At 48.8% G+C, this 20,764-nt stretch carries 21 protein-coding genes; 14 read left to right on the forward strand and 7 right to left on the reverse strand.

Going from position 1 to position 20,764, the window contains the following annotated elements; translation table 11 throughout:
- Window positions 1-20: 20 nt before the first annotated feature.
- From IDAT_RS00605 to IDAT_RS00615, 3 genes are read left to right on the forward strand one after another with little or no spacing between them, the layout of a single operon-like run.
- Window positions 21-512, forward strand: coding sequence for a CinA family protein (locus IDAT_RS00605; protein WP_034729192.1), 492 nt, complete (start codon window positions 21-23; stop codon window positions 510-512).
- Between the two features lie 48 nt (window positions 513-560).
- On the forward strand, window positions 561-1,628 hold the full coding sequence (gene recA, locus IDAT_RS00610; protein WP_034729194.1) for a recombinase RecA: 1,068 nt from the start codon (window positions 561-563) through the stop codon (window positions 1,626-1,628).
- Window positions 1,629-1,652: 24 nt separating this feature from the next.
- Window positions 1,653-2,690, forward strand: coding sequence for a patatin-like phospholipase family protein (locus IDAT_RS00615; RefSeq protein ID WP_034729197.1), 1,038 nt, complete (start codon window positions 1,653-1,655; stop codon window positions 2,688-2,690).
- A 96-nt stretch (window positions 2,691-2,786) separates the two neighbouring features.
- Here IDAT_RS00615 and putP read toward each other — a convergent pair whose 3' ends face one another.
- The 7 genes from putP to pspF are packed head-to-tail and all read right to left on the reverse strand — an operon-like array spanning window position 2,787 to window position 10,749.
- Entirely contained in the window at window positions 2,787-4,313 is a 1,527-nt protein-coding gene (gene putP, locus IDAT_RS00620) for a sodium/proline symporter PutP (protein WP_034729200.1), read from the reverse strand.
- Window positions 4,314-4,317: 4 nt separating this feature from the next.
- Window positions 4,318-5,121, reverse strand: a complete 804-nt coding sequence (locus tag IDAT_RS00625; RefSeq protein WP_034729202.1) for an ATP-binding cassette domain-containing protein — start codon at window positions 5,119-5,121, stop codon at window positions 4,318-4,320.
- Entirely contained in the window at window positions 5,114-6,109 is a 996-nt protein-coding gene (locus IDAT_RS00630; protein ID WP_034729204.1) for an oligopeptide/dipeptide ABC transporter ATP-binding protein, read from the reverse strand. The genes IDAT_RS00625 and IDAT_RS00630 overlap by 8 nt, the downstream gene beginning before the upstream one ends.
- Window positions 6,106-7,002 (reverse strand): ABC transporter permease subunit, encoded by an 897-nt coding sequence (locus tag IDAT_RS00635; protein WP_034729207.1) that lies wholly within the window; start codon window positions 7,000-7,002, stop codon window positions 6,106-6,108. Before IDAT_RS00635 ends, IDAT_RS00630 begins: the two co-directional genes overlap by 4 nt.
- Entirely contained in the window at window positions 6,989-8,020 is a 1,032-nt protein-coding gene (locus tag IDAT_RS00640; RefSeq protein WP_034729209.1) for an ABC transporter permease, read from the reverse strand. Before IDAT_RS00640 ends, IDAT_RS00635 begins: the two co-directional genes overlap by 14 nt.
- Window positions 8,017-9,663: an ABC transporter substrate-binding protein gene (locus tag IDAT_RS00645; protein ID WP_034729212.1), complete on the reverse strand. Its 1,647-nt coding sequence runs from the start codon at window positions 9,661-9,663 to the stop codon at window positions 8,017-8,019. Before IDAT_RS00645 ends, IDAT_RS00640 begins: the two co-directional genes overlap by 4 nt.
- The gene (gene pspF, locus IDAT_RS00650; RefSeq protein WP_034729215.1) at window positions 9,664-10,749 is read right to left on the reverse strand and encodes a phage shock protein operon transcriptional activator; all 1,086 of its coding nucleotides are present in this window, start codon (window positions 10,747-10,749) and stop codon (window positions 9,664-9,666) included.
- Between the two features lie 225 nt (window positions 10,750-10,974).
- On the opposite strand from pspF, the gene pspA reads away from it, so the two are divergent.
- From pspA to maiA, 11 genes are all read left to right on the forward strand, one after another.
- On the forward strand, window positions 10,975-11,655 hold the full coding sequence (gene pspA, locus IDAT_RS00655) for a phage shock protein PspA (protein WP_034729216.1): 681 nt from the start codon (window positions 10,975-10,977) through the stop codon (window positions 11,653-11,655).
- A 74-nt stretch (window positions 11,656-11,729) separates the two neighbouring features.
- Entirely contained in the window at window positions 11,730-11,969 is a 240-nt protein-coding gene (gene pspB / locus IDAT_RS00660; RefSeq protein WP_034729219.1) for an envelope stress response membrane protein PspB, read from the forward strand.
- A complete protein-coding gene (pspC, locus tag IDAT_RS00665; protein WP_034729221.1) occupies window positions 11,966-12,373 on the forward strand; it encodes an envelope stress response membrane protein PspC in 408 nt (135 codons plus the stop codon). Before pspB ends, pspC begins: the two co-directional genes overlap by 4 nt.
- A gap of 130 nt (window positions 12,374-12,503) precedes the next feature.
- Window positions 12,504-13,751 carry a methionine gamma-lyase gene (gene megL / locus IDAT_RS00670; protein ID WP_051986479.1) on the forward strand — a complete coding sequence of 416 codons (1,248 nt, stop codon included), beginning with the start codon at window positions 12,504-12,506 and terminating at the stop codon, window positions 13,749-13,751.
- On the forward strand, window positions 13,744-14,538 hold the full coding sequence (phhA, locus tag IDAT_RS00675; RefSeq protein WP_034729223.1) for a phenylalanine 4-monooxygenase: 795 nt from the start codon (window positions 13,744-13,746) through the stop codon (window positions 14,536-14,538). Before megL ends, phhA begins: the two co-directional genes overlap by 8 nt.
- Window positions 14,539-14,556: 18 nt before the next feature.
- On the forward strand, window positions 14,557-14,901 hold the full coding sequence (locus IDAT_RS00680; protein WP_034729225.1) for a 4a-hydroxytetrahydrobiopterin dehydratase: 345 nt from the start codon (window positions 14,557-14,559) through the stop codon (window positions 14,899-14,901).
- A 119-nt stretch (window positions 14,902-15,020) separates the two neighbouring features.
- Window positions 15,021-16,595 (forward strand): transcriptional regulator TyrR, encoded by a 1,575-nt coding sequence (gene tyrR, locus IDAT_RS00685; protein ID WP_034729228.1) that lies wholly within the window; start codon window positions 15,021-15,023, stop codon window positions 16,593-16,595.
- Between the two features lie 209 nt (window positions 16,596-16,804).
- A complete protein-coding gene (hppD, locus tag IDAT_RS00690; RefSeq protein ID WP_034729230.1) occupies window positions 16,805-17,881 on the forward strand; it encodes a 4-hydroxyphenylpyruvate dioxygenase in 1,077 nt (358 codons plus the stop codon).
- On the forward strand, window positions 17,874-19,007 hold the full coding sequence (locus IDAT_RS00695; RefSeq protein WP_034729233.1) for a homogentisate 1,2-dioxygenase: 1,134 nt from the start codon (window positions 17,874-17,876) through the stop codon (window positions 19,005-19,007). Before hppD ends, IDAT_RS00695 begins: the two co-directional genes overlap by 8 nt.
- Before the next feature lie 15 nt (window positions 19,008-19,022).
- Window positions 19,023-20,048: a fumarylacetoacetate hydrolase family protein gene (locus tag IDAT_RS00700; protein ID WP_034729236.1), complete on the forward strand. Its 1,026-nt coding sequence runs from the start codon at window positions 19,023-19,025 to the stop codon at window positions 20,046-20,048.
- A 16-nt stretch (window positions 20,049-20,064) separates the two neighbouring features.
- Window positions 20,065-20,706, forward strand: coding sequence for a maleylacetoacetate isomerase (gene maiA / locus IDAT_RS00705; RefSeq protein WP_034729239.1), 642 nt, complete (start codon window positions 20,065-20,067; stop codon window positions 20,704-20,706).
- Window positions 20,707-20,764 lie beyond the last annotated feature (58 nt).

Below are 20,764 nucleotides of genomic sequence, written 5' to 3' on the forward strand. Positions count from 1 at the left end.
TAGTGGAGCTAGTAACGAAAATGGTAACACAAACTCAGTTCGAACTGGCACAACAAATCGGTCAGTGGTTGCAAGCCCGCAATTGGCATATCGCGACAGCAGAGTCCTGCACCGCGGGAGGAATCGGTTATGCTTTAAGTGCAGTTGCTGGCAGCTCGGCATGGCTTGAAGGTGGCTTTATTACCTACAGCAATGCGTTGAAAATGCGAATTCTTGGCGTTTCTGAGGCGACGTTAACGCAATTTGGCGCAGTATCGGCCGAGACCGCCGAAGCGATGGCCTTAGGTGCACAACAACTGGCACAAACCGAGTTAGCGATTGCCGTTACTGGGGTAGCTGGTCCAACTGGCGGCACTGCGAGCAAGCCGGTGGGTTTGGTCTGGTTTGGATTGGCGCATCCGCAGGGGGTACTAAGCTGGCGTCAGAAGTTTAGCGGTGATCGAGCAGCGGTTCGCGCGGCGACGATAAGCGCAGCACTTTGCAGTTATAAAAAAATACTTGATACTGTATAAAAACACAGTATACTCATTTTCAACGCTTTCAACAGAACGGACATCATTATGAGCAACGACAAGCAAAAAGCACTCGATGCGGCACTCGGTCAAATCGAACGTCAATTCGGTAAAGGTTCTATTATGCGTTTGGGTGATAACCAAACGATGGACATAGAGTCAGTTTCTACGGGATCTCTAGGTCTTGATATTGCCCTTGGTATTGGCGGCTTGCCTTTCGGTCGTGTCGTTGAGATCTATGGTCCAGAATCAAGTGGTAAAACCACTCTGACACTACAGGTTATTGCTGAAGCACAGAAAGCAGGTAAAACCTGTGCTTTTGTCGATGCTGAGCATGCACTTGATCCAGTCTATGCTGAAAAACTTGGTGTCAATGTCGATGATCTGCTTGTCTCACAACCCGATACTGGTGAACAAGCACTGGAGATTTGTGACATGTTAGTCCGTTCAGGCGCGGTTGATGTGGTCATTGTCGACTCAGTTGCAGCACTCACTCCGAAGGCGGAAATTGAGGGTGAGATGGGCGATAGCCATGTTGGTTTACAAGCACGTTTGATGTCCCAAGCTTTGCGTAAACTGACTGCGAACATCAAGAAATCGAATAGCTTATGTATTTTCATTAACCAGATTCGAATGAAAATTGGGGTCATGTTTGGTAACCCAGAAACCACTACAGGTGGTAATGCGTTGAAGTTTTACTCTTCTGTGCGTTTGGATATTCGTCGTACAGGTGCCGTGAAAGAAGGCGACGAAGTCGTGGGTAACGAAACTCGCGTAAAAGTTGTGAAAAACAAAGTTGCACCGCCATTCAAGCAAGCAGAGTTCCAGATCATGTACGGTGCTGGTATTTCCAAACAAGGCGAGCTCATTGATTTGGGTGTGAAACAAAAAATTGTCGATAAAGCTGGTGCTTGGTACAGCTACAAAGGCGATAAAATCGGTCAAGGTAAAGCCAATGCTATTAAATTCCTGACCGAGAATGTTGAAATCGCTGATGAAATTGAAAAGCAGATTCGTGAGCAGTTGCTAGCCAAGCCGGTCAAAGCGAGCAAGCAAGGTAGAGATGCCGCTGCAGTTGCCGATAACGCGGAAATCATGGATGATGACTTGGTATAAGGTTGTTATCGAAGGAATGAAGTAATGAGTTACGTGCAAGTTGCGCTCGCTTTAGGGTCCGGAGCGGCTCGGGGTTGGTCTCACATTGGGGTGATCAACGCTTTGCAGGAAATGGGCGTAGAAATCAATATGGTTGCAGGCACATCAATCGGCTCCCTTGTGGGGGCCGGTTTTGCTTCTGGCCGTATCGCCGAAGTGGAAGAGTGGGTGCGCGATATGGGCCGTTGGCAGGTGTTTAACTTGCTTGATTTCGGTCTCAGTCATGGCGGTATCATTCAGGGCGAAAAAGTCTTCAGTCATGCACGAGAACGGTTTGGTGCAGTCTCGATTGAGGATTTACCTATTATCTATGGTGCTGTCGCGACTGACCTCTACACCGGTCGCGAGGTATGGCTCCGTAAAGGTGATATTTATCATGCGTCGCGTTCTTCGTGTGCGATGCCGGGGTTGTTAGCTCCCGCCGCGCACAATGGTCGCTGGCTGGTAGATGGCGGACTCGTGAATCCGGTTCCAGTGTCATTGTGTCGCGCGCTCGGTGCCGATTTTGTCATTGGTGTGCATTTGAACTCGCAATTGAATACCGCTGCTATCGAAGCTCGGGGTAAATTCCAGCCACCAGAACCTCACCCACAAGCAGATGTGCACAAACTGTCGAAATCGGAAACAACAGCGGTTGATACCGGCAAGCAGAGCGAAACCTCTGATTTAGTGGGTAATGAAGAGCAGGACGACGAAGGATTTTTCAAGAATTTTTTGAGTGCCTCTGGGCAATACTGGGACTCGATGAAAGAACGCTTTACTGGACAATCACATAAAGCGCCAGGTATGTTCGGTGTGATGGCAGGTTCTATCGATATCATGCAAGAGCGTATTACGAAGGCACGTTTAGCCGGTGATCCGCCCGATATCCTTATCCAACCTAAGCTCGGTCATATTGGTTTGCTGGAATTTGAACGCGGTAATGAAGCCATTGATTTGGGGTATGAAACCACGATGCGAATGAAAGATTACATTATGAGTGAACTCGAAATGTATGCCGAGCGTCGCGGTGGTGTGGGTTAGTCAGCAACTGATAAGTTAAATAAAAAAACCGCAGGTTTTTACACCTGCGGTTTTTTAATGCTTTTAGCAGCCAAACGGCACACTTGAATGAGGTGATTAAACCTCATCCATGCGTTTTTCCATTTGCTCGAAGGTATTGGTTAGATTCGTTGCCGGTGCTTCGGTCAGCAAGCTCACGACGATAATCGCAACCGTACAGAGAATGAACCCTGGGATGATTTCATAGACCACGCTACTTAGCGCCGCTCCATCTTCAAGTACAGGAGCATAGATCCAGAACAACACGGTTGCCGCACCCACTAACATACCTGATAGAGCACCTTGTAGGTTCATCCGTTTCCAGAACAAGCTGAGAATGATTACCGGACCAAAGGCAGCGCCGAAGCCAGCCCATGCGTTAGCAACGAGACCCAAAATGGTATTTTCAGGATTCCAGGCAAGGGCAATCGCAACCAGTGACACGATAAGCACTGAGATACGGCCGACTAAGACCAGCTCTTTTTGACTTGCATCGCGGCGCAAGAAAGCTTTATAGAAGTCTTCTGTCAATGAGCTAGAGGTCACCAATAATTGCGATGAAATGGTACTCATGATGGCTGCCAATATTGCAGCGAGTAAGAAGCCAGCAATCAGCGGGTGGAACAAGAACTGGGAGAAAATAATGAAAATGGTCTCAGCATCATTGAGCGTCATTTTAGTTTCGGCAACATAAGCAATACCAACGAAACCGGTTATCATGGCACCGATGATAGAAACCGTCATCCACGTGATACCAATACGACGTGCTGCAGGGATGTCTTTAACCGAACGAATCGCCATAAACCGCACGATAATGTGTGGTTGACCAAAGTAGCCCAAGCCCCACGCTAACAGTGAAATAATCCCTAAAAATGAGAGCTGATTCACGGTTGAGTCGGCGATTGACCCATCGCGGAAGAAATCAAGGAAATCCGGATTCATGGTACGAACTTGATCCGTCACCGAAGCCACACCGCCGAGATCAAAGATTGCGACAATCGGCACCAGCACAAGTGCGAGGAACATGATACAGCCTTGCACAAAGTCGGTCATGCTTACTGCTAAGAAGCCACCGAACAAGGTGTAAGCACAGACTACACCGGCCGTTACCCAGAGACCCAAACTGTAGTCCAAACCAAATGCCGAGCTGGCAAACAGCTTACCGCCAGCGACGAGGCTTGCAGAGGTGTAAAGGGTGAAAAAGACGATGATGACCACTGATGAAAAAACGCGTAACAGACGCGCTTTGTCATTGAAGCGGTTGGCAAAGTAATCAGGAATCGTGATGGAATCGTTAGCGACCTCAGTATACATGCGCAGACGGGGCGCAACGATGATGTAGTTGAGGTAAGCGCCTACGACCAAACCCACTGCGATCCATAGCTGCGAAACACCAGACATATAAATCGCACCGGGTAAACCCATAAGCATCCAACCGCTCATATCTGACGCACCGGCTGAAAGGGCAGTTACACCAGGGCCTAAACGACGGCCTCCCAACATGTAACCCGATACATCATCCGTGGATTTTTTGTACGCATACAAGCCAATCCCCAGCATTGCAATGAAATAAAGCGCTAATGAAATAAGCGTACCTGTTTCCAAAGCATTACTCCTTCGTTGTTGAGTGTAAAGGCACTTTATAGTTATTGTCCGCTTGCAACAGAGTGGCAGTTAAACTCTCTTGCGGATCGGTTATCAGTGCCTGTGTCGTTCCAAACTCGATCATTTTACCACGATGCATTATTAAGATCTTGTCTGAAACATGTTTCACGATCTCCGGCGAATGAGTGACGAAAATAAAAGAAATACCCATATCTTGTTGAAGATCAAGGATAAGATTAATGATTTGAGCTCTAATCGATGGGTCGAGTGCGGCAAAGGCTTCATCGGCGACGATGATTTGCGGTTCCAAAACAATGGCGCGCGCAATACAAACCCGCTGTTGCTGTCCACTTGAGAGCATGTGCGGGTAAAAGTGATAATGCTCTGGTAGCAAGCCAACTTTGCGTAGGGTTTCAAACACTCGCTTTTTGCGCTCCTCAAGACTCCTCCCGTCATGATTAAATAGCAATGGCTCAAGCAATTGCTTACCAACGGTAATCTGCGGGTTCAATGAGCGTAAGCTGTCTTGAAATATCATGCGTACGTAACGGCAACGTTGTTGGTCGGCCATTTTGTCGAGCGCCTGACCATTGATGAACAATTCACCGCTGCTTGGTTTCTCTGCACCTGCAATAATTTTCGCAATGGTCGATTTGCCGGAGCCCGTTTCGCCCATAATGGCGAGAGTTTCGCCACGTTCCAAACTAAAACTCAAAGGTTCAAGTGCACAAATACGGCGCCCCGGCAACCAACCGTCTTTGTGGGTGTAATACTTGCTGATGTTCCTCACTTCTAGCAGTTTACTCATGGTCATCTCCATCACGCAGCGGATAATGACAGGCGAATTGCTGGCTTTTAATTTTGCGTAATGCCGGCTGTTGCACACAGGCTTTTCGTGCATAGGGGCAGCGTGGACCGAGGCGGCATCCAATCGGCATATGTTGCAAAGTGGGAATCGCACCCGTTAGGGTAGGCAAACGCGATTTCGGCTCGCTCTGCTGATGATACAAGCTCATATTCAGCATGGCTTCGGTATAGGGATGGGCCGGCGTACTCATAAGCTGCTCGGTGGGGCCGGTTTCCATCAGTTGACCACAGTAGATGAGCGACATCTGTTTACTTTCTGGAATCACCGCGGTTAAATCTTGCGTGATCATCAGAATAGACATGCCTTGGCTGGCACTGAGCTTCGTCAACAAGCGGTAAATTTGCGCCCGGGTATTGGGTTCCATTGCGGTGGTCGGCTCGTCAGCAATCAGCAATTTAGGATTGTGCGCAATTGCCATAGCAATACTGATTTTTTGCGCCAATCCCTCTGATAATTCGTGCGGATAGGCATCCATTACTTCTTCAGTGTTTTTAATCCCGACACGATGCAAGAGTCGCTCGGCACGTGTTTGCCGGTCGGCACGGCGTTTTAAATAGATACCCGACAACTCACCCCGTGGAATACTTTCACGGAGTTGGGCGCCGACTTTATCGTTGGGGTCGAGGTAACTACTCGGGTCCTGAAAAATCATCGCCATATCGCGGCCAGTGATAATGCGCCGCGCAGCTGGATTTAAATTCAACAAATCGTATTGTCGCCACCACAAACGATCGGCAGTAATTTTCCATTTGGGATTAATAAAACCAAGAATAGCTTTGGCGAGCAAACTCTTGCCCGAGCCCGATTCGCCAACCAAGGTGTGAATTTCGCCCTCAGCCAGTTGCAAGCTAAAGCGATCGAGTACACGTACTAAGCCTGCGTCTGTCTCTAGTTCAATGGTTAGGTTGCGAATATCGAGAATATTCATGATTGACGCACCCGTTCGGCAATGGCTGCACGGACGCTATCGCCGAGAATGTTAATTGACAAAATGGTGATAAACAGAGCGAGGCCTGGCAAGATCATCATCCAAGGTGATACATAAACTTGATCAAGACTACGGGCGAGCATAGTGCCCCACTCAGGTGCAGGTGCTTGTACACCAAGACCTAGGAAGCCGAGTGCAGCAATATCGAGAATAGCAGTCGACAGGGCAAAAGTGGTTTGCATCACCAAGCGACTGGTAATATTCGGAAAGATAACCCGGCTAAACATGTACCAGCGACTCACACCATTAAGGCGCGATGCGGTGACATATTCCTTGTAACGCTCATCGTAAATCGCATTGTGAACTTCATGAATAAATTGCGGTATCAAGACTAAGGTAATAGCAAACATCACGTTAAGAAGTGATGGTCCAAGAATGGCGATAATGACCAAAGCCAAAAGCAATGAGGGAATGGATAAAATCACATCAAGAAAATGGTTTAGCGTCGAAGATTGCACCCCGCGTGACATTCCCGCCCAAGCGCCTATGCTGATACCAATAACAGCGGCAATCAATACCGCTAAAAGTGGATAGCCGAGGCTATAAACAGAACCAGCAATAATCCGCGACAGCACATCGCGACCAAGGTCATCGGTACCAAATAAAAAACGAATCTCACCCTGATCGCTCCAGCTAGGTGGTTGCAGGATAGCGTCTGCAAATTGGCTATCAGGCGCGTAGGGAACTAACCACGGCGAGAAAATCATAATCAGCAAGGCTGCGCAGAGAAAATAGAAAGCTGCAACGGCGAATGGATTGGCGTTTAAATGCAACCAGATTTGCCGCAGGGGCGAAGGTTCACGATGCTGAAAGTAAATATTAGCGTTCTGCATAGAGTTCCTTCCGTACTTGCGGATAACGCCAGGCATGATAGAGCTCGACCAGCACATTCACTAATAAAATCAATGCGGCAAAGGTAAAAAGACCAGCCTGCATAACAGGATAATCGCGCTCATAAATACTTTTTACCAGCCAACTTCCGAGCCCCGGCCAATTAAAGATTACTTCAGTGATAATGATATTACTCATCAAAATACTGAACATCAGGCCCAACTGCCTTACCACCGGCTGCATAGTATTGGGCATCACGTGCCGCCATAGAATGCGCCGGTCACTTAAACCACGGGCCCGTGCCGAACGAATATAGTTCTGTTGCATTACCTCAAGCATGCTATTACGGGTCACCCGCATCAACATGGTGGCAGGCATCATGGCCAACACCAGCACCGGTAACCACAAATGGCTGATGGCATCGGCAAAGGCAGCGCTGCGATAAGGACTGTCGCTCAAACCAATATCCAACAAAATAGCCCCGCTACTCACCTCGATATCGAACAATGGATTGATTTGTCCTGAGATAGGCGTCCATCCCAGTTTTACCGCGAACAATAAAATGAGTAACTGCGCGAGCCAAAACACGGGAATCGAGTAGGCACTCAGGCTCAGCCCCATGACGAGGCGGTCAAGTGCACCACGTCGCTGTCCTGCGGCGTACAAGCCTAGCGGTGCACCAATAACCATGGCCACAATCATTGCCAGCAGTGAAAGCTCGACGGTCGCGCCAAGGAGCGGCAGTAGTTCCTGAAAAACTGGCTGTTGGGTGCTCAACGATTGGCCCCATTCGCCACGTAAAAGATGTCCAAGGAAATTGCTGTATTGCGCGAGAATACCTTGGTCAAAAGCACGCGTGGCAGTGGCCAGTTGATAGTTCAGCGCATCACTGGCACGGACTCCACTCATATTGGTCAGCGGATCACCAGGGAAGAAGTAGTTAAGTGAAAATATGAAGACGGTAAGTAACCATAGCGTAATAAGCAGCAGCATCATCCGTCGTAGGGTGTAGCGAATCATGGCTGTACTCCGGCTGATTCGGTCGCGGCCGTATCGACATGGCGTGCGAAGCGAAAATTGACGCCGCCATAGGCGGGTACTTCAACGCCTTGAATATCTCCACGGTAGGCTTGAAAACGCATTGAGTTAGCGATAGGAATCAAGGGAACCTCGCGGTAAACCCAATTTTCGACCTCTTGATACAGCTGTTTACGTTTAGCGTTTTCTTGCTCACGAATGGCTTCAGCGAGTAATTCATCAAACTCAGCGTTACACCAGTTGGCGCGGTTGGTCCCCACAGCCTTAGCATTACAACTAAGCAGTGGCCGGAAAAAATTATCTGGGTCAGCATTGTCGGCGATCCAGCCAATCAGCACACTATCGTGTTCATCGCGTGCCAAACGCCGACGAAACGCGTTCCATTCATAGCTCACGATTTCCGCGCGCACGCCAATTTGTGCCAAGTCAGCTTGGATCAACTCAGCCATGCGCTGGGCATTGGGGTTGTAGGCACGTTGGACCGGCATTGCCCACAATTCAAAATCGAAACCGTCCGCATAGCCGGCCTCGGCTAGCAGCTCCTTCGCATAAGCAGGGTCGTAGCCGTGGGTTTGGTCAACTGGACTGAACGCCCACGAAGTTTCCGGCAAAATACCTGTCGCTAGGCGTGCATTGCCGTTATAGACATTTTGGATAATGGCTGGACGATTAATGGCATAGGCGAGCGCGCGTCGCACTCTGACATCGTCAAAGGGCGGATGCTGGGTATTAAACGCCCAGAACGCGCTATTGGGGTTGACGGTACCGCTGATACGAATCTCATCTTCGGTATCAAGTAATGCCAATTCTTCGACTAACGGGTACGGAATTACATCACATTCACCGGTAATCAGTTTTAGCATGCGCTTGTTGGCGTTTGGAGTAATGCTATAGACCAGTTGTTCGATGTGTGCCGGCGTGCGCCAGTAATTGGTGTTACGTGCGTAGCGAATCAACAAGTCTTTGCGAAATTCATCAAACACGAACGGCCCTGTGCCAACTGGCTGCTGGTCTATCAAACCTGGCGTTCCACGTTCGAGTAAAGTAGCGCCGTACTCGGCTGAAAGGATAATCGCAAAATCGGTGGCGAGATTTGCTAAAAACGAGCTGTCGCTGCGGCTCAAATAGAAATCAACGGTTTGCGGATCGACTGCAACAACGCGTTCAATCAATCGATTGAGGCCACTGGCGGTAAAGAACGGATAATTGCCGCCGTTGATATCATGATACGGATGCCCTTCGTCAAGCCAACGGCGAAAACTAAACACGATGTCTTCAGCATTGAGCGGGCGGGTTGGCGTGAACCAGGGTGTCTGGTGAAAGGCGACATCTTCACGCAACTCAAAGCGATAGCGCGTCCCGTCATCGAGTGTCTGCCATGCTGTTGCTAGGGCAGGAATAAAGTCTTGCTGGTCTTCGTCATAATCGAGCAGACGATCATAAAGTTGTGCTGAGGTCGCATCTATCGTCGTGCCTGACGTACCCAGCTGCGGATTGAAGCTCTCCGGATTTCCCTCAGAACAATAAATGAGACCTTCTTTCAGGGGCTCTACCTGATTACCTGCCGGACTGCAGGCTTGCAGCAGCAACAAAGGGGTGAGCCAAGTCAGTCGCCAGAGCGTCATTTAATTCGTCGATCCATCCAATAGGGAATATTTTTTTAAGTAACCACGTAATTGATGATAGGTCAGACCCAGCAATTCTGCGGTTTTCTTTTGATTGAATTGTGCATGTTGCAGTGCTTGTTGTAAAACCTCAGTTTCGAATTGTGCGGTAACTTCTTTGAAGTCGATCGGACCACAATCAAAATTGACGGTTTTCAAGACATTTTCAGTGTCTTGCTGCGGTTGTTGCTCGTCGCTATTAGCAGGCTTGGTTCCAACTGTATTTGCTGCGCTTGCTTTACGATGGGCTGCAGCTGCCGGCCGCCATGGACTGGCGAAGGGATCAAGGGTGATCTGATCGAGCGGAATGGCACCACTGCCAAGCCGATAAACGGAGCGTTCAACGACATTCTTAAGTTCACGAATGTTACCTGGCCAGTCGTATTCGAGCAGCGCGTTACGTGCACGCTCGGTAAAGCCACTGAATAATTCATAGCCGAGTTCGCGCGCCATTTGAATCGCGAAATGTTCGGCTAAAATTAAAATGTCGTCACGGCGTTCACGCAGTGGTGGAAGGGTAATGACGTCGAACGCCAGCCGATCAAGAAGATCGGCGCGGAATTCGCCGCGCTCGGCGAGTGCGGGTAAATCTTCGTTAGTTGCTGCAATTAAGCGGACATCAACTGAGACAGTCTTACTGCCGCCAACGCGCTCAAATTCACCGTATTCAATCACGCGGAGGATTTTTTCTTGAACTAGGGCTGAGGTGTTCGCGAGCTCGTCAAGAAACAACGTGCCTTGGTCGGCGCGCTCGAAACGTCCCTCGTGGCGTTTTTGTGCGCCAGTAAAGGCACCGGCTTCGTGACCAAATAATTCACTTTCGAGCAAACTCTCGCTAAGGGCTGCGCAATTAAGTTTTACGTAATTTTGTTGCCAACGCTGCGATAAGAAGTGCAAACGCGCCGCGATGAGTTCTTTACCGGTGCCCCGTTCGCCAATAATAAGCACTGGTTTATTGAGCGGGGCGATTTGTGAAACCTGCTCGAGCACGGCAAGGAAACTATTGGCTTGACCGATTAAATTATCAGCCTCACGAGGGCGATTCATGGCAGCGTTCCTCTATTTATTATTGTACAACTGCTGAGATTGGCGAATTTCGCTAATAATTAGTGTATTTGATAACCGCTAGCATTCAAATAAAAATTTGCAATCAGTCGTAAATGAATGAAATTCAGCAGTTTATGTAGGTTTTGAAAAGTTGGCATGGTATCTGCATTAATTTCGATGACCGTAACAGTAACAGTTTTTAAAACATAAGATGAGGACACGAACATGGGTATCTTTTCACGTTTTACTGATATCGTAAATTCGAACATCAATGCCATTTTGGATAAAGCTGAAGATCCAGAGAAAATGGTGCGCTTAATTATTCAAGAAATGGAAGATACATTGGTAGAAGTGCGTTCAACATCAGCGCGCTTGATTGCCGAGAAAAAAGACACTGAGCGTCAAATGTCACGCTACGAACTTGAAGTTGCTGAGTGGGAAAAGAAAGCTGAGCTGGCTTTAAGTAAAGATCGTGACGACTTAGCGCGCTTGGCTTTGGTTGAGAAACGTAAAGCCGCCGATGCAGTGACTAGCTTGCAGACGGATGTTGAACGTATTAATGAGCATCTGAACCGCATGAACGAAGAGGTGGGTCAGTTGCAAGAGAAATTGGCGGATGCAAAAGCACGGCAGAAAACCATTATCATGCGTCAACGCGCTGCCAGTAGCCGTTTAGAAGTGAAAAAACGTATTGATAGCGGCAAAATCGACGATGCAATGTTGCGCTTCGAGCGTTATGAGTCAAAAATTGATGACTTAGAATCGCAAGTTGAAGCCTATGACATGGGCAAAAAATCACTACGTGATGAATTCGCTGAACTTGAAGGCGAAGATAAAATCAACGACGAGTTAGAAGCTTTAAAAGCTCGCGTTAAAAAAGACACTAAAGACACCAAAGCTGAATAAGCGATGCGGCAGCAGGGTATCACCCGCGCTTGCGGGTGACAGCCAAGCCGACAAACTTAAAGGGAACAAAAGCAATGGCAGACATACTTGTACCGATGATCGCAGTGCCACTGATTCTATTCATGATTTTTGTGGCACCCATTTGGGTCATCATGCATTACCGGAGTAAGCGCAAGATTGGCCAAGGGTTATCGGCCGACGAGTTGCAAAACCTGCAGCAACTTGCGCAGCAAGCAGAACAAATGCGCGAACGTATTAAAACCCTAGAATCTATTCTGGATGCGGACGCGCCGACTTGGAGGGACCGCAAATGAGTTACAGCGACGATCCAAAACCACGACGTCAGTTGCTCCGCGATAAGCAAAACGCAAAAATCGCGGGCGTCTGTGCCGGCATAGCGAATTACTTCAATATCGAAGCTTGGCTGGTACGGATCATTGTCGTCACTGCGGTCATCTTTGGTCATGGCTTTGTGATTATTTTGTATATCGCCGCGTGGATGATCCTAGATGAGAAGCCGCTAACCGATGCACAAGGCAAAACAGAACATAAACCGATTGGCCTCAAAACCAAGGTCTATGAAGCGGGTGAACCGCCGCGTCGAGCCTTTCATGAAATCGACCATGAGTTCCGTGAACTGGAATCACGCTTACAGGCGATGGAACGCTATGTGACCTCAAACGCTTATCAAGTCGACCGCGAATTGAAGAACCTTTAATTTGTCCGAGCGCAAGTTTTTAGTGGAAAATTTGCGTTACACCTGCCACGCAACTCTGTCATTCTGACAAGTTGCGTTGCGCATGGGCAGCATGCACTCTTGAGAGCAACTACAGGAGGACATACTGCCAATGCGCGATAACCCTAATAACAAATCGCAATGGCAGCCAGCAACCATGACCATCCACGCGGGAAAGCACGCGGATGAGCATGGTGCTTTGGTTGCACCGCTTTATCAAACCGCCACCTTTGCTTTTGCAAATACGGCGCAGGGCTCTGCGCGTTTTGCCGGCGAAGAGGACGGCTACATCTACAGTCGACTCGGCAACCCCACCATTGCTCAACTCGAACAACGGGTTGCCGCTCTCGAAGGCTATCCGGCAGCGGCAGCAAGTGCGACGGGTATGGGGGCTGTCTCAGCGGCGATGCTCGCATTCTTGCAGCAAGGCGATCACGTGGTGGTGGCTGACGCCATTTACGGCTGTAGCTTTGCCTTGTTTTCGCATCTATTCCGCAAGTTTGGCATCAGCGTTGATTTTGTTGACATGACCGACCCGGCCAACGTGCAAGCGGCGATGCGAGCCAACACCAAAATGGTATTTATTGAAACGCCAGCGAATCCGCATTTAAAAGTGATTGATATTGCAGCCGTTAGTGCTATTGCAAAACAACGACAAGCACGGGTGATTGTCGACAACACTTTCATGACCCCGCTACTGCAACAGCCACGCAAACAGGGCGCGGATATTGTCATTCACAGTGCGACCAAATATTTAAATGGGCATGGCGATGTCGTCGCTGGCGTTATTTGTGCGAGCCAAGAAGATATCGAGCTGATCAAAGCAACGACGTTAAAGGACATGGGGGCTACCATGAGTCCGCATGATGCTTGGTTGATTTTACGTGGTTTAAAAACCCTCGATGTGCGAATGGAACGCCATTGCAAGAACGCGCAAGTGATCGCCGAGTTCTTGCAGCAGCACCCGCGCGTGCGTGAAGTCTATTACCCTGGCTTGCCGGGACATCCAGCGCAAGCTTTGTTGGGCACACAAATGCAAGGAGCGGGCGCAGTGATTGCGTTTGAACTAGACGGCACTATCGATGACGCTCGCAATATGCTCGATAGTCTACAATTAATAACTATAGCAGTGAGTCTTGGCGATGCCGAAACTCTGATTCAACATCCAGCGTCGATGACGCATTCGCCGTATACGCCTGAAGCACGCGCTAAAGCTGGTATCAGCGATACCTTGATTCGCATTGCCGTTGGGCTAGAAGCGGTCACAGATATTCAAAATGATTTGGCGCAAGCGCTTGAGCGTACTTTTGCGGCCACTACTAATACAGAACAACAAGGGGAAACTTTGACTTATGGGTAAACAAAGCCAATACGTTTCACGCCAGCCAGACGAACATGGCATTATCGCCTGGAGTGACGAAGACAACGCAGTATGGCGCGATTTGGTTGCTCGCCAGTTAAAACATATTCCGGGCAAAGCCTGTGACGAATATATGCATGGTCTTGAACTGTTAGACTTACCGCAGGATCGCATTCCACAACTGCATGAAATCAATCGGGTATTAGAAAGTACCACCGGTTGGCAAGTTGCACAGGTTCCAGCATTAATTCCATTTGACGAATTCTTTCGGCTATTGGCCAACAAACAATTTCCAGTGGCGACTTTTATTCGCACCCGAGAAGAGTTCGATTACTTGCAAGAACCCGATATTTTTCACGAAATATTCGGCCATTGCCCATTGTTGACCAATCCTGCGTTTGCGCACTTTACCCATCAGTACGGTAAATTAGGCCTCAATGCGACACCCAAAGAGCGGGTGTATTTGGCGCGTCTGTACTGGTTCACCGTCGAATTTGGTTTATTGAATACCAAAGATGGATTACGTATTTACGGCGGCGGTATCTTATCGTCCCCAGGCGAGACAGAGTATGCGATTCACAGTGACAAGCCTGAGCGTAAGCCATTGGTGCCACTTGATGCACTGCGTACGCCGTATCGGATTGATATCATGCAACCGATATACTACACCCTAGAATCGACCGAACAATTATTTGAAATTGCCGACTTAGACATTATGGCGCTCGTTCGCGAGGCCATGGAACTCGGCTTATTCGAACCTAAATTTCCACCCAAAAATGCAGCTTAAAAGTAGTTGGAGTAATGAATGAGTGATTTAAAACAGCAGAAATGCGAAGCCTGTAATGCCGATGCGCCAAAAGTGAGTGATGAAGAACTGGCGGAACTGATGCGCGAAATTCCAGAGTGGACACCTGTTGCACGCGATGGCGTGATGCAACTCGAGCGCGTTTTTAAGTTTAAAAACTTCAAGCAAGCGCTCGCGTTTACCAACCGTGTGGGTGAAGTTGCGGAAGCTGAGTTCCACCATCCAACTTTGGTAACCGAGTGGGGGAAAGTGACCGTCACTTGGTGGACCCATGCCATTAATGGCCTGCACAAAAATGACTTCATCATGGCTGCGCGCACGGACGACGTGCTCGACGCGGAGTGATCTAGAAACGCCGCCAATTGCGTAACTAAAGCGATGAAATGAGCCTCTGTTGGGATGACTCACAGAGGCTTTTTTATGTATACTTATGTTTACATTTTAGTCAACGATAAGAAGTTGCCATGCGCTTAGAGATCACCTGTGACGATCGCCTCGGTCTAGCCCAAGATGTGCTGCAGATCCTGCGCGATCGTGAAATTGATTTACGCGGTATTGAAGTTGACCCGAAAGGTAAAATCTTTCTCAATTTCCCCGAAATGGAATTTACAGAATTCCAGCATTTAATGCCGGAAATTCGCCGTATTCCGAACGTCAAAGACGTCAAAACCGTTGCCTTTATGCCATCCGAGCGAGAGCACTACGAGTTTAGTTTGCTGCTCAACAAATTACCTGATCCGGTGTTATCGATAGATGCGCGTGGGCAAATCGATATCGTTAATGAAGCTGCGCACCTGTTGTTATCTGATACGCGTGAACCCTTGTCAGGAACGGCGATTGCTCACTGGGTCAGTGGCTTTAACGTGACGCGCTGGCTTGAACGGCAGCCGACAGAACCCCACACGCACCAAGTAACTATCAACGGCGCCAAGTATTTTGCCGAGTTGATGCCGATTTGGGTGGCCGGTGAAGAGAGTAATGACAGCTTTGCTGGCGCGGTTTTGACCTGTAAACCGCAGCCACTGAGTGGGCAATGGCAACGCGGTGGGCAACATGACGCATTTACCCAGATACTGGGTGAGCATGCCAGTATGAAGCGGGTAATCAACGAAGCGCGGCGGGTGGCAGAATTGAGCGTGCCGCTGCTAATCACCGGAGAAACTGGGGTGGGTAAGGAATTATTAGCGCGTGCTTGTCATCAAGCCAGTCAACGTGCCAGCCAGCCCTTTTTAGCGGTGAATTGCGCCGCACTACCGGATAACGTTGCCGAAAGTGAGCTCTTTGGTCACGGCAAAGGTAGTCTTGGTCCCCATACCGAAGCTAAGAAAGGTATCTTTGAGCAAGCCAACGGCGGCACCGTGCTGTTGGATGCAGTCGGGGAAATGTCAAATAGCTTACAAGCGAAACTACTGCGGTTCATTCAAGACGGTAAATTCCGCCGCATTGGTGAAGAGCAAGAAGTTGCTGTTGATGTGCGAATTATTTGTTCGGCCCGTGATGATTTACTTGAACGAGTTGATGCCGGTGTATTTCGAGAAGACCTCTATTACCGACTCAATGTTTTGAGTCTGCAGTTACCACCTCTGCGCGAGCGCAAAGCGGATATCCATTTACTCGCGGAACACTTTTGTTTGCAGGCATGCCAACGCTTGGGCCGTAGTTTGGTGTTGTTGACCCGTGATTGTCGCGACTTATTGCAGCGCTATCAATGGCCGGGCAACGTGCGGCAACTAGAGAACGTGCTCTTTCGCTCAATCTCCATGCTTGAGGGCGACCGCCTCACTGCCAGTGATATTTATCTGCCAGAGACCGAGGCTTTGCAAGAGAACCTTGCTGTGGACTTAGAAGAAGGAAGTTTGGACGAAGCCGTGAAAAAATTCGAAGCAACCATTCTGCGACGCTTGTATCCAAGTTATCCCAGTACTCGGCAACTCGCCAAAAAGCTAGGCCTTTCACACACTGCGGTAGCGAATAAGCTGCGCGAGTATGGGATTGGTAAGCAGCGCAAAAAGCCTCGTGTAACCACGGTGAGTAAATAAAAGTTTACACTATAACTCGTTGTTGTATGCAAAACGCTACAACAACGAGCCGCTAACGCCACAAATCTTGATCTGTATCAAATTCTTTACGATTTGCTTTGTTTTTCACCATCCCGTTGAATAGTGGGCGCCTCTAGCCGAATCTGCAGCCGCATAGTAGAACTATGGTAAGCATTGTTCTAACTACAGCAGCAAAGGATCTGATAACTATGACTGACATCAACTACAACCCATTACAAACCAACGGCTTTGAATTCGTTGAGTACACAGCTCCGAATGCCGAGGGTATTGCGGCACTCAAAGACTTGTTTGTGAAGTTAGGCTTTACTGAAGTAGCCAAGCACAAGAGCAAGGAAGTTTGGCTTTATAAGCAAAATGATATCAACTTTATCGTTAATGCCGAAGTTGGCGGTCACGCTGAAGAGTTTGCTAAAACGCATGGTGCGAGTGTCTGCGGTATGGCTTGGCGCGTTAAGGATGCGAAGCATGCATTCAATCACGCGGTAGAAAATGGTGCGAAGCCGTTCGAGCGTAAGCTAGGTGCTGGCGAGGCTGATTTTCCAGCCGTTTACGGTATTGGTGAGAGCGTGTTGTACTTCGTTGATAACTACGAAGGTCTTGGCGTTTACGCACAGGATTTTAACTTTTACGATGACTGGCAAGCAAAAATGAAAGATCATGCTGCGGGCCTCTATGAAGTCGATCATCTGACTCACAATGTCTTCCGTGGCAATATGGATACCTGGGCAGGCTTTTACGAACGTATCGGTAACTTCCGCGAAATTCGCTATTTCGATATCGAAGGCAAGCTAACTGGTTTGTTAAGCCGCGCAATGACAGGTCCATGTGGCAAAATTCGTATTCCGATCAATGAATCGCACGATGACAAATCACAAATCGAAGAATATTTACGCGAATACAACGGTGAAGGTATTCAGCATATCGCCTTGACCACTGACAATATTTACAAAACCGTCCGTGATTTGCGCGCCATCGGTATGGACTTTATGCCGACACCAGATACTTACTACGCGAAAGTTAACGAGCGTGTTGAAGGCCACGAAGAAAATTTGGACGAACTTAAAGAGCTACAGATTTTGATTGATGGCGCCCCAATGAAAGACGGTATTTTGCTGCAAATTTTCACTCAGACCGTAATTGGCCCAGTATTCTTTGAAATTATTCAGCGTAAAGGCAATGAAGGCTTCGGTGAGGGCAATTTCAAAGCCTTGTTTGAATCAATAGAAGAAGATCAAATCCGTCGAGGAGTTCTCAGCGATGCGTAAATGGATTAGCTTTCCGAAGCAAGTCGGTGTGACCTCAAAGCAGGCACATGCAGATTTTCCGGAGCAGGCGATCTATGAGCGCGAAGTTGGGCGTAGTGGTTTTTTTGGCCCAGCGACGCATTTTCATCATCGTCATGCGCCCACTGGTTGGAGTGAATGGGAGGGCGATTTACGTCCGCGTAACTTTGACTTCAATAAACTCGATAATGTTGCCACGGTATCACCGTGGCAAGTGCCATTGTTATTGCATAATGCACAATGCAAGTTTCGCATTTGGCATTGCCGTGAAAAAATGGATTTCTTGGTGCGTAACGCCGATGGTGATGAACTGCTGTTTATTCACGAAGGCCGTACCGAGTTATTCTGTGATTATGGCCATATCACCCTCGAAAAAGGTGATTATTTTAGCATTCCACGCTCCACATCGTGGCGTTTAGAGCCTCTGGAACCGCTTCAAATCGTAATGATTGAAGCGACCAATAGCGCTTATCAGTTACCGGAAAAGGGACTGGTGGGTAATCACGCGATTTTCGACCCAGCCTGCTTAGATACCCCAGATATTGACGCTGCATTTCAGGCGCAATACAGCGAAGAGCAGTGGGTGGTTGAAGTGAAACGGCACGGTAAAGTGTCGCGCATTACTTATCCATTCAACCCGCTTGACGCTGTGGGCTGGCATGGTGATTTGGCACCGGTGCGGATCAACTGGCGTGACATCCGCCCACTGATGAGCCATCGTTATCACTTGCCACCATCGGCGCACACGACCTTTGTGGCGGATGGTTTTGTGGTTTGTACTTTTGTGCCACGGCCCATTGAATCGGACCCCGGCGCACTGAAAGTACCCTTCTATCACAACAACGATGACTACGATGAGGTGTTGTTCTACCATGAAGGTGACTTCTTCAGTCGCGACAATATCGACAAAGGCATGGTAACCTTTCATCCGGCAGGATTTACCCACGGGCCACATCCAAAAGCCTTTCAGGCAGGCCGTGAATACAAGAAAAAATTCACTGACGAAGTTGCCGTGATGCTCGACACTCGCAACGCGCTGACCATGGGTGAGGTGTGTGCAAGTGTTGAAAATCCAGACTATGTGTATAGCTGGCAACCGAAAGATTAAAAGGCGAACTGATTTATGAAATTTGCGACGTATCGAAATGGAACCCGAGACGGCCAATTGATGGTTGTCAGCCGCGACTTAAAACAAGCGGTTGCTGTACCTGCATTGGCAGAAACCTTGCAGGAAGTATTGGATGACTGGGACGGCATCGCTCCGGAGCTCGAGAAAGTTTACGCGGCACTTAATAGCGGTGAACTGGATGATGCGGAAGCGTTCGATGAAAGTCTCTGTGAATCACCGCTCCCACGCGCATATCAATGGGCTGATGGCAGTGCCTATGTGAATCACGTGGAATTGGTACGAAAAGCGCGTAATGCGGAAATGCCACCGAGCTTTTGGACCGACCCGCTGATGTATCAGGGGGGCTCTGATGATTTCCTTGGGCCGAAAGATGCCATCGCGATGGCAGATACCGCTTGGGGCATCGACTTTGAAGGCGAAATCGCTGTTGTTACCGACGATGTCCCGATGGGTGTGAGCGCTGACGAAGCGGGGCAGTATATTCGTTTATTGATGTTGGTTAACGACGTCTCGCTGCGCGGTTTGATTCCAAATGAATTAGGTAAGGGGTTCGGCTTTTTCCAATCCAAGCCATCGTCGGCATTTTCGCCAGTCGCCGTGACACCGGATGAGTTGGGCGCAAAATGGCAGGACAACAAGGTGCATTTGCCACTTCTGAGCTATTATAACGGCAAGCCATTTGGCAAACCGAATGCTGGCGAAGATATGACTTTTGATTTTGCCCAACTCGTTGCCCACGCTGCCAAGACGCGTCACTTAGGTGCAGGCGCCATTATTGGCTCGGGCACGGTGTCGAACAAGCAAGGTACCGACCACGGCAGTGCGATTGCAGAAGGTGGTGTGGGTTACAGCTGTATTGCTGAAGTGCGAATGATTGAAACCATTCGCGATGGCAAACCAAAAACCGGTTTTATGCAGTTCGGCGATACCATAAAAATCGAAATGGTAGACGAAACAGGGGCAAGTATTTTCGGCAGCATTGATCAGAAGGTGGTGGAGTACCACCTTGAACAAGATTAGTCCTGCGGAGTCGGTTATGGAGTTATACGGATACTGGCGCTCAAGCGCCAGTTATCGGGCGCGCATTGCCCTTAATTACAAACAGCTTGATTACAATTATATCCCGGTACATTTATTGAGGGACGGCGGTCAGCAACATCAGCAAGCGTATCGGCAATTGAATCCCAATGGGCTGGTTCCTACCTTGGTCGATGGTCAAGTCATCTTGCACCAATCGCTCGCGATTATTGAATATCTTGAGGAAAAATATCCAACGCCTAGTCTTTTGCCTGGAGCGCCTCGACAACGTGGCGCGATACGGGCTATCGCTTTAGACTTGGCGAGTGAATTACAACCACTGATCAATTTACGCGTGCAACAGTATTTAAAGCAGGAGCTGCAGGTCAGCGATGCCCAAAAACAAGCATGGCTTGATCATTGGTTCCAACAGAGTTTTACCGCGCTCGAAAAAAATCTTGAAGAAGTGTCAGGCACTTATTGTGTGGGTGATGAATTTTCTCTTGCCGACGTGTGTTTGGTACCGCAAGTGTTCTCGGCCGAGCGTTTTGGTATCGATTTAGGCGGTTATCCATTGCTGCAAAAAATTTATAAGGGGTTGCTCGAATTACCCTGGGTCGCGGCTGCGCATCCCACTCAGCAACCGGATGCCGAAGCCTGATCGCAAGAAAGTTTAATTTCATCGCAAGCGTTGCATGCCCAGCTCGAATAGTGCTGGG

Origin of the sequence: Pseudidiomarina atlantica (assembly GCF_000753735.1) — a bacterium.
GTDB classification, from domain to species: domain Bacteria; phylum Pseudomonadota; class Gammaproteobacteria; order Enterobacterales; family Alteromonadaceae; genus Pseudidiomarina; species Pseudidiomarina atlantica.

What these genes read in the sequence shown, in the direction of transcription:
- IDAT_RS00605 (WP_034729192.1), top strand. Translation starts at nt 21, where the DNA reads ATGGTAACACAAACTCAGTTCGAACTGGCACAACAAATCGGTCAGTGG.
- recA (WP_034729194.1), top strand. Translation starts at nt 561, where the DNA reads ATGAGCAACGACAAGCAAAAAGCACTCGATGCGGCACTCGGTCAAATC.
- IDAT_RS00615 (WP_034729197.1), top strand. Translation starts at nt 1,653, where the DNA reads ATGAGTTACGTGCAAGTTGCGCTCGCTTTAGGGTCCGGAGCGGCTCGG.
- IDAT_RS00625 (WP_034729202.1), bottom strand. Translation starts at nt 5,121, where the DNA reads ATGAGTAAACTGCTAGAAGTGAGGAACATCAGCAAGTATTACACCCAC.
- IDAT_RS00630 (WP_034729204.1), bottom strand. Translation starts at nt 6,109, where the DNA reads ATGAATATTCTCGATATTCGCAACCTAACCATTGAACTAGAGACAGAC.
- IDAT_RS00635 (WP_034729207.1), bottom strand. Translation starts at nt 7,002, where the DNA reads ATGCAGAACGCTAATATTTACTTTCAGCATCGTGAACCTTCGCCCCTG.
- IDAT_RS00640 (WP_034729209.1), bottom strand. Translation starts at nt 8,020, where the DNA reads ATGATTCGCTACACCCTACGACGGATGATGCTGCTGCTTATTACGCTA.
- IDAT_RS00645 (WP_034729212.1), bottom strand. Translation starts at nt 9,663, where the DNA reads ATGACGCTCTGGCGACTGACTTGGCTCACCCCTTTGTTGCTGCTGCAA.
- pspF (WP_034729215.1), bottom strand. Translation starts at nt 10,749, where the DNA reads ATGAATCGCCCTCGTGAGGCTGATAATTTAATCGGTCAAGCCAATAGT.
- pspA (WP_034729216.1), top strand. Translation starts at nt 10,975, where the DNA reads ATGGGTATCTTTTCACGTTTTACTGATATCGTAAATTCGAACATCAAT.
- pspB (WP_034729219.1), top strand. Translation starts at nt 11,730, where the DNA reads ATGGCAGACATACTTGTACCGATGATCGCAGTGCCACTGATTCTATTC.
- pspC (WP_034729221.1), top strand. Translation starts at nt 11,966, where the DNA reads ATGAGTTACAGCGACGATCCAAAACCACGACGTCAGTTGCTCCGCGAT.
- megL (WP_051986479.1), top strand. Translation starts at nt 12,504, where the DNA reads ATGCGCGATAACCCTAATAACAAATCGCAATGGCAGCCAGCAACCATG.
- phhA (WP_034729223.1), top strand. Translation starts at nt 13,744, where the DNA reads ATGGGTAAACAAAGCCAATACGTTTCACGCCAGCCAGACGAACATGGC.
- IDAT_RS00680 (WP_034729225.1), top strand. Translation starts at nt 14,557, where the DNA reads ATGAGTGATTTAAAACAGCAGAAATGCGAAGCCTGTAATGCCGATGCG.
- tyrR (WP_034729228.1), top strand. Translation starts at nt 15,021, where the DNA reads ATGCGCTTAGAGATCACCTGTGACGATCGCCTCGGTCTAGCCCAAGAT.
- hppD (WP_034729230.1), top strand. Translation starts at nt 16,805, where the DNA reads ATGACTGACATCAACTACAACCCATTACAAACCAACGGCTTTGAATTC.
- IDAT_RS00695 (WP_034729233.1), top strand. Translation starts at nt 17,874, where the DNA reads ATGCGTAAATGGATTAGCTTTCCGAAGCAAGTCGGTGTGACCTCAAAG.
- IDAT_RS00700 (WP_034729236.1), top strand. Translation starts at nt 19,023, where the DNA reads ATGAAATTTGCGACGTATCGAAATGGAACCCGAGACGGCCAATTGATG.
- maiA (WP_034729239.1), top strand. Translation starts at nt 20,065, where the DNA reads ATGGAGTTATACGGATACTGGCGCTCAAGCGCCAGTTATCGGGCGCGC.